This window comes from uncultured Cetobacterium sp. (genome assembly GCF_947038635.1).
GTDB lineage: Bacteria > Fusobacteriota > Fusobacteriia > Fusobacteriales > Fusobacteriaceae > Cetobacterium_A.
Genome location: NZ_CAMQXC010000106.1, coordinates 1 through 7,949, shown reverse-complemented (window position 1 = coordinate 7,949; position 7,949 = coordinate 1). Strand labels below are relative to the sequence as shown.

Sequence of the window (7,949 nt, the reverse complement as noted above, 5' to 3'; positions counted from 1 at the left end):
AAATATAGCTATATTAGGTCAAGGATTAGGAAGTGAAATTTATCCAAAAGAGCATTTAAGCTTAGCGAATGAAATTTTAGATAATGGTGGAACAATTTTATCTGAGATACCACCTAGTTTAAAAGTAAAAGGAATATATCTTCTTCAAAGAAATAGAATTCAAGCTTATTTAACAGAGGAATTATTAATTTTAGAAACTGGGAAAAAAGGTGGAACTATAACAACTTTAAAGGTTGCTTTTTCAGAAAAAAAAAGAGTTTATATTAGAAATATAAAAATAAATCAAACTATATTTAATATGAAAAATATAGCTAAAGTTACGTTTATAAGTTCCTATTCTGATGTAAGTTTAATTAAAATTTTAACCTCTAAACCAAATACTCTTTTTACTTTTGAATTTTCTTGAGATATAATAAAAGAGAAATTAAAAGGAGGTATTTTGGATATGATTTTATTAGATGGAGCTATGGGAACAACAATTTCAAATATATACAAAATAGATGTTAAGTGTAGAGAAAAATTAAATTGTACAAAACCAGAATTAATAACTGAAATACATGAAAAATATATAGCATCAGGAGCAGATTGTTTAAAAGCAAATACATTTAATTGTTCTAAAGAATCTTTAAAAAGTTATGGCGAAAATGAAGAGAAAGCCTATGAATATGCACTAATAGGAGGAAGAATTTGTAAAAAAGTTGCCGACAAGTATAATAAAAAAAGTATTGGAACTTTTTGTTTACCAGATAAAGATCAAATAGATGGAATTTTAGATAGCGATGTAGATATTGTTTTGATTGAAACGATTTATAACTTAGATAAAGGATTAGAGAGTTTAAAATTATTAAAAAAACAAATGGAAGATAAAAAGTTAGTAAAACCTATTATGATTTCATTTGCAGTTGATAAAGATGGGAAACTTTATTCTGGTGAGAAACTTATAGATGTATATGAAAAATTTTTAAATAAATATATTATCTCAATAGGAATTAATTGTAGTGAATTAACAAAAGAGATTATGGAGACATTAAACAAATTTAAAAAAGAAACAAATTTAAAAGTATCATTTCATCCAAATTCTGATGGAGACATAGAAAAATTTATAGAAGATATAAATGAATTGCTAAAAGTGAGTGTAGTTGATATTGTTGGTGGGTGTTGTGGAACAGATTTTAATCATATAAAAATACTAAAAGAAAATTTAGAAAAGTTTTAGAATAAAAATGGTGTACCTGACGAGAGTTGAACTCATGACCTACTCCTTAGGAGGGAGTTGCTCTATCCAACTGAGCTACAGATACACTTTATATTTTGAATGTAACATATAAAAAAATAAAAGTCAAGATAAAAAATGGTGATAAAAAAGAAGTTTTTTTACTTAGGAAAAAAACTTCTTTTTTAGTTTTTTCATATGCTTGACATTGGGTTTAATTATAAAGTATAATTAACAATATGTTTCATATAATTACAATTTTGGAGGGGTTTTATGAAAAGAGTTTCGGTTTTATTAGGAGCATTAGCTCTTACGACAATGGCATCAGCAGCACCAACAAAAATTGGAGTGACAGTTTATCGTTATGATGATAATTTTATGTCAACAGTTAGACAAAGAATTGAAGAAGTAGCAAAAAACGATAAAAATGTTGAAGTTTTAATGAACGATTCACAAAATGACCAATCTAAGCAAAACGATCAAGTAGATGTTTTAATTGCTAAAGGAGTAGATGCATTAGCAATTAACTTAGTTGACCCAGCAGCAGCTTCAACAATAATCCAAAAAGCTAAAGCTGAAGATATTCCAGTTGTATTTTATAATAAAGAACCATCTAAAGCAGATATGGAAAGTTATGATAAAGCTTACTATGTAGGAACAGATTCAAAAGAATCAGGAGTTATTCAAGGGGAAGTAATAGCTAAACATTGGACAGCAAATCCAGCTTGGGATTTAAATAAAGATGGAGTATTACAATATGTTCTTTTAAAAGGAGAGCCTGGACATCCAGATGCAGAAGCTAGAACAACATATGTAACACAAACTTTAAATGAAAAAGGAATAAAAACACAAGAATTACATATGGACACTGGAATGTGGGATGCTGCTATGGCAAAAGATAAGATGGAAGCATGGTTATCAGGTCCAAATGGTGAGAAAATAGAGGTTGTAATTGCAAATAATGATGGAATGGCAATGGGAGCTGTTGAAGCATTAAAAGCTAATGGAAAAGCAAAAACTCCTGTATTTGGAGTAGATGCTTTGGCTGAAGTTTTAGTTATGGTTGAAAATGGAGACGTTGCTGGAACAGTACTTAATGATGGAATGAATCAAGGTCAAGCAACATACGAAATTGCAAAAAATTTAGCTGAAGGGAAAAAACCTACAGAAGGAACAAAATGGGAATTGAAAGATAAAGTATTAAGAGTACCTTATGTAGGAGTAGATAAAGACAATTTAAAAGATTTTAAAAAGTAGTGTGTAGGGGAGGTATGAGCCTCCCTTTCTTTATAAAATATTTAGATTTTAAGGAGTGGGTATGGAAAAATATTTACTAGAAATGACAGAAGTATCAAAGTCTTTTCCCGGAGTAAAAGCTCTAGATAAGGTAAATTTAAAAATAAGACCTCATACAGTTCATGCTTTAATGGGAGAAAATGGAGCTGGAAAGTCAACTTTAATGAAATGTTTATTTGGAATTTATTCAAGAGATGAGGGAAAAGTTTTCTTAGATGGAAAAGAAGTTAATTTTATTTCAGCTAAAGATGCTTTAGAAAATGGCGTGTCAATGGTTCATCAAGAGTTAAATCAAGTTTTACAAAGAACTGTAATGGACAATGTTTGGTTAGGGAGGTATCCTTTAAAAGGGATATTTGTAGATCATAAAAAGATGTATGAAGATACAAAGAGAATATTTAAAGAGTTGGAAATTGATGTAGATCCAAAAGCGAAAGTTTCAACATTATCTGTATCACAGATGCAAATGGTTGAGATAGCAAAGGCCTTTTCATATAATTCTAAAATAATAGTAATGGATGAGCCTACTTCCTCTCTAACAGAAAAAGAAGTTGGACATCTTTTTAAGATTATCAAAAAACTTACAGATAGGGGTTGTGGTGTTGTATATATATCTCATAAAATGGAGGAAATAAAAGAAATTTGTGATGATATAACAATACTAAGAGATGGACAATGGGTTGCTACAACTAGTTTAGAGGGATTATCAACTGATGAGATAATAAGTATGATGGTTGGAAGATCTTTAACTCAAAGGTTTCCTGAAAAAACAAATATTCCTCAAGAAGTGGTACTTCAAGTAGAGAACTTAACAGCTAAAAATCAACCGTCTATAAAAGATATAAGTTTTGAACTGAAAAAAGGAGAAATTCTTGGAGTAGCAGGATTGGTTGGATCGAAAAGAACAGATATAGTTGAAACTATATTCGGAATTAGAGAAAGAGAAAGTGGAAAAGTAATAATAAATGGAAAAGAAATAGAAAATAAAACTAGTTTAGAAGCTATAAAAAATGGTTTCGCGCTTGTAACAGAAGAAAGAAGAGCTACAGGAATTTTTCCTCAGTTAAATATTGAATTTAACTCTTTAATATCTAATATGACCAATTATGAAGGGAAAAATAAAATTTTAAATTCTTCTAAAATGTATGGAGATACGAAATGGGTTATTGATTCAATGAGAGTAAAAACGCCAAATCAAAAAACTCCGATAGGAAATTTATCAGGTGGAAACCAACAAAAAGTAATAATAGGAAGATGGCTTTTAACTAGTCCAGATATATTGATGTTAGATGAACCAACAAGAGGTATAGATGTAGGGGCTAAATATGAAATTTATCAGTTAATGTTAGACTTGGCAAATAAAGGAAAAGGAATAATTATGATTTCTTCTGAAATGCCAGAACTTTTAGGTGTTACAGATAGAATATTAGTTATGAGTAATGGAAGAGTAGCGGGAATTGTAAATACTCATGAAACAAGTCAAGAAGAGATTTTAAAATTAGCATCATTATATTTATAAGTTACGGGAGGAAAAAATGGAATTTTTTAAAGGTAAAGATACAAAAAAACTTCTATTGGATGGAGGATTATATTTAGTATTACTGATACTTATAGCAGGAATAATTATAAAAGAACCATCTTTTCTAAGTTTTAGAAATATGAGAAATATATTAACTCAATCATCAGTTAGAACAATATTAGCTTTAGGAGTAGCAGGAATAATAGTTACTCAAGGAACAGACTTATCTGTAGGAAGACAAGTTGGGTTATCAGCGGTAATTTCGGCAACGTTATTACAAGCAATGACTAATGTAAATAAAGTATTTCCTAATTTAGATACATTACCAATTCCAGCTGTTATAGTTATAATAGGAATTATTGGAGCATTTGTTGGATTTTTAAATGGATTTGTTGTAGCGTACTTGAATGTAACTCCATTTGTTGCGACACTAGGTTCGATGATTATAATCTATGGTGCAAATTCTTTATATTATGATTATGTTGGAGCTTCACCAATAGCAGGATTCTCAAAGAGTTTTACTAATTTTGCTCAAGGTTATTTTACAATAGCAGGATTTAGATTTAATTATCTGATTATTTATGCAGCATTAGCAGTATTGTTTATATGGATTTTATGGAATAAGACAACTTTTGGAAAAAATTTATTTGCAGTAGGAGGAAATCCTGAAGCAGCTAAAGTATCAGGTGTAAATGTAAAGAAGACATTGGTATTAGTTTATACATTATCAGGAATATTTTATGCTTTTGGTGGAATGTTAGAGGCTGGAAGAGTAGGAAGTGCTACAAATAACCTTGGAAATATGTATGAGATGGATGCTATAGCAGCTTGTGTTGTAGGGGGAGTTTCGTTTTCAGGAGGAGTAGGAACGGTTCCAGGAGTATTAATAGGGGTTATAATTTTTACTGTAATCAACTATGGATTAACTTTTATAGGAGTAAATCCATATTGGCAATATATAATAAAGGGTTTAATAATAGTTATGGCAGTTGCATTAGATACATTAAAATATGTAAAGAAAAAATAGGTATAAAAAAATTCTAGAGGGTTATTCCTCTAGAATTTTTTTAATCTATATATTTGATGGTTTCTTTTAACTCTAAACTTTTTTTTATATTAATGACTCTTTGATTTTTACTACCACGCCATTTAAGATTTAAATCTTTTTCTTCTATTTGAAACTTTCCATCGACTAAAATATCACATAGCTCTATAAGAGACAATAGTTTTGGACTTTCAATAATGGCTTCCCAAGTAAAACCTGACCAAATCCAGATATCTTTTTCTGGAAAAAGATTTTTAAATTTCTTTATAAAAGATACAAGAGTATCTATATTGCTGATATAAGTAGGATCTCCTCCTAATAAAGACAACCCTTTTATACTTTTATTATATTTTTTAAAATAGTTTAAAATGTCATTTTCAATTTCTTCAGTAAATAGAGAACCATAATTTGGATCCCAAGTATCAGAATTAAAACAATCTTTACAATAGTGTGAACAACCACTTACAAAAAGACTAACTCTAATACCTTCCCCGTTAATCATATCTGTATACTTAATACCAGAATAATTCATAATCAATCTCCCATCATTTTACATATGTTTAACTCTATTTATAACCTCTTTTTGTTTTCCTTTATTAAAAGGTCTAGAATCAGGTTGAGCTAGGTATCCACATACTCTTCTTATAACATTCATTTTAGTAGAGTCATGATTTCCACATTGTGGACATTCAAATCCTCTTTCTGTTGCTAAAAACTCTCCGTTAAAGTTACAGATGTGACATTTATCAACTGGTTGATTAATTCCCATATAGTGAATTCCAATTGATTGAGCATATCTTAAAACTTGATATACAGCTTCAAGGTTTTTCTTTAAAGAATCAGTTTCAATGTAACTGATATGTCCACCTGCTGCTAAAGTATGTCCAGGAGCCTCTAATCTCAATTTCTCAAAAGGATTTATTTTAATTTTAGAAGAAACGTGGAAAGAATTATCGTAATACTCTTTATCAGTGATTCCTTCAATTGGACCAAACTCTTTTAAATCTATTTGAGCAAATCTATCACAAAGAGATTCAGAAGGTGTAGAATAAAGAGCAAATCCTAATTTTGTTTCATCTTTAAATTCTTTAACTTTTTTAGAAATATATTCTAAAATTTTAAATGTTTTATCGTATGATTCTTCATCTAAGGCAAAGTTTTTACCATATATAAGTTCAGAAACTTCACTAAGACCAATATAACCAATAGATACAGTAGCATATCCACCCCAGATTAAATCTTTGATTGTTTCTTTAGCTTGTTTCTCAGAAAGAGCACCAGCCATCCAAAGAATTGGGGCAATTTCTGCAGGAGTATTTTCTAAATATTTAGCTCTGAATATACTATTTTCTTTACAAAGATTTAAAATTTCATCTAATTCTTTGTAGAACCCAGCTTCATTACCTCTATTTTTTATAGCAATTTTAGGTAAGTTAATTGTAGTGGCTCCAATATTAAATCTACCTGAATATTTTTCATTTCCATTTTCATCCCACCAAGGAGATAAGAAAGCTCTACATCCCATAGGATAAACAACAGTACCATTTTTAACTTGTTCTGGTGTAACGAATAAGATATCGGGATAAACAGACTTTGTCATACATTCAAAAGCAAGTTGAGATATATCCCAGTTTGGATCTTCAGGATTGAAGTTTAATCCATCACAAACAGCATAAACAATTTTAGGGAATATAGCAGTTTCTTTTTTGGCTCCAAATCCTTCCATTCTAGTTTTGAATACAAATTTTTGTACTAATTTACCTTCCCAAGATGTTTCAGTTCCTATTCCTATAGTGGTAAAAGGAGTTTGACCATTAACTGTAGATAAACTATTGATTTCATATTCTAAACCTTGCATAGACTGTTTTACAGACTCCTCTGTCATGTCCACAGTATAATCAAAAGCATTTGGATATTTTGCTTTTAAAGATTCGTTAGAGTAATTAATATCAGTTGTAGAGAGAATTAAATTAATTTCATTTTGAGTTAATCTTTCGATATATTTTAATCCCTTTGCAAAATGTTTTTTAAATGTTTTAACAATGTATGGAACTAGTGCTCTGTCAAGGTAAGGAATAGAGCATCCACCATAAGTATTTGAAGAAACAGAAGCGATAATCTGTACGATATGTCCAACTGCAACTTCAACAGAGTTAGGTTCTAACATTTTAGCATTTCCAATATTGCATCCACCTTTTAACATTTGTTCAATATTAACTAACTCACAATTTGTTTCTCTAAAAAGAAGGTAATCTAAATCATGTATGTGTATTCTCCCACTTTCATGAGCTTCTTTTAGGTGCTTTGGTAGAATTCTATTTAAATAATAATCTTTCGATGAAATACCAGCTAATAAATCTCTTTGTACAGAGATTGTTTTTCCATCTTTGTTAGCATTTTCATTTAACATATCCTCGTTAGATGCATCGATTAATTCGCCAATTTTTTTATATATAACTTGTTCTTTTTTTCTTAGCTCATTTTTAACAGTACGATATTCTTGATAAGAAAGTGCAATATCTTTTTCAGAAGATCCCATAAGTTTTTTTACAACAATATCTTGGATTTCCTCAACATGCATCTTAGGAGTATCAAGATTTTCTATTTGAGACGCTATTTTCTCAATAAGATCGGTATTAACTAATTTTTCTTTTTGATTAAAAGCCATAGTAATAGCTCTAACAATTCTACTTTTATCAAAGTTTACAGTTGATCCATCTCTTTTAATAACTTCTTTCAAAGAAATCACCCCATTTTTATTTTTTTCTTCAATTATTATACACATTTTTATATAATTCTACAAATGTGTAAAAAAGTAAAAATGGTTAAAAAAATGGTTAAAAAAAAATATTTGACAGAAAAATATAGAGTTACTA

The 7,949-nt window shown here is 29.3% G+C and carries 7 protein-coding genes and 1 tRNA gene; 5 read left to right on the top strand and 3 right to left on the bottom strand.

Features of this window, described 5'->3' with window-relative positions; all coding sequences use genetic code 11:
- Both Q0V08_RS09350 and Q0V08_RS09345 read left to right on the top strand, forming a co-directional pair.
- Positions 1 to 406, top strand: a 406-nt coding sequence (locus tag Q0V08_RS09350; protein WP_297434188.1) for a DNA-processing protein DprA, incomplete at its 5' end; no start/stop codon positions are given.
- A 39-nt stretch (positions 407 to 445) separates the two neighbouring features.
- A complete protein-coding gene (locus Q0V08_RS09345) occupies positions 446 to 1,216 on the top strand; it encodes a homocysteine S-methyltransferase family protein (protein WP_297434186.1) in 771 nt (256 codons plus the stop codon).
- 8 nt (positions 1,217 to 1,224) lie between these two features.
- Here Q0V08_RS09345 and Q0V08_RS09340 read toward each other — a convergent pair.
- Positions 1,225 to 1,301 (bottom strand) — tRNA-Arg (locus tag Q0V08_RS09340).
- 185 nt (positions 1,302 to 1,486) lie between these two features.
- On the opposite strand from Q0V08_RS09340, the gene mglB reads away from it, so the two are divergent.
- The 3 genes from mglB (at position 1,487) to mglC (ending at position 5,055) form a co-directional block, all read left to right on the top strand.
- On the top strand, positions 1,487 to 2,470 hold the full coding sequence (gene mglB, locus Q0V08_RS09335; RefSeq protein WP_297434184.1) for a galactose/glucose ABC transporter substrate-binding protein MglB: 984 nt from the start codon (positions 1,487 to 1,489) through the stop codon (positions 2,468 to 2,470).
- A gap of 61 nt (positions 2,471 to 2,531) precedes the next feature.
- Entirely contained in the window at positions 2,532 to 4,028 is a 1,497-nt protein-coding gene (mglA, locus tag Q0V08_RS09330; RefSeq protein ID WP_297434182.1) for a galactose/methyl galactoside ABC transporter ATP-binding protein MglA, read from the top strand.
- Between the two features lie 16 nt (positions 4,029 to 4,044).
- Complete coding sequence (gene mglC, locus Q0V08_RS09325) at positions 4,045 to 5,055, top strand: galactose/methyl galactoside ABC transporter permease MglC (RefSeq protein WP_023049652.1); 1,011 nt, start codon at positions 4,045 to 4,047, stop codon at positions 5,053 to 5,055.
- A 40-nt stretch (positions 5,056 to 5,095) separates the two neighbouring features.
- Here mglC and nrdG read toward each other — a convergent pair whose 3' ends face one another.
- Both nrdG and nrdD read right to left on the bottom strand, forming a co-directional pair.
- Positions 5,096 to 5,605 (bottom strand): anaerobic ribonucleoside-triphosphate reductase activating protein, encoded by a 510-nt coding sequence (nrdG, locus tag Q0V08_RS09320; protein WP_297434179.1) that lies wholly within the window; start codon positions 5,603 to 5,605, stop codon positions 5,096 to 5,098.
- Positions 5,606 to 5,623: 18 nt separating this feature from the next.
- Positions 5,624 to 7,813: an anaerobic ribonucleoside-triphosphate reductase gene (gene nrdD / locus Q0V08_RS09315; protein ID WP_297434177.1), complete on the bottom strand. Its 2,190-nt coding sequence runs from the start codon at positions 7,811 to 7,813 to the stop codon at positions 5,624 to 5,626.
- Positions 7,814 to 7,949 lie beyond the last annotated feature (136 nt).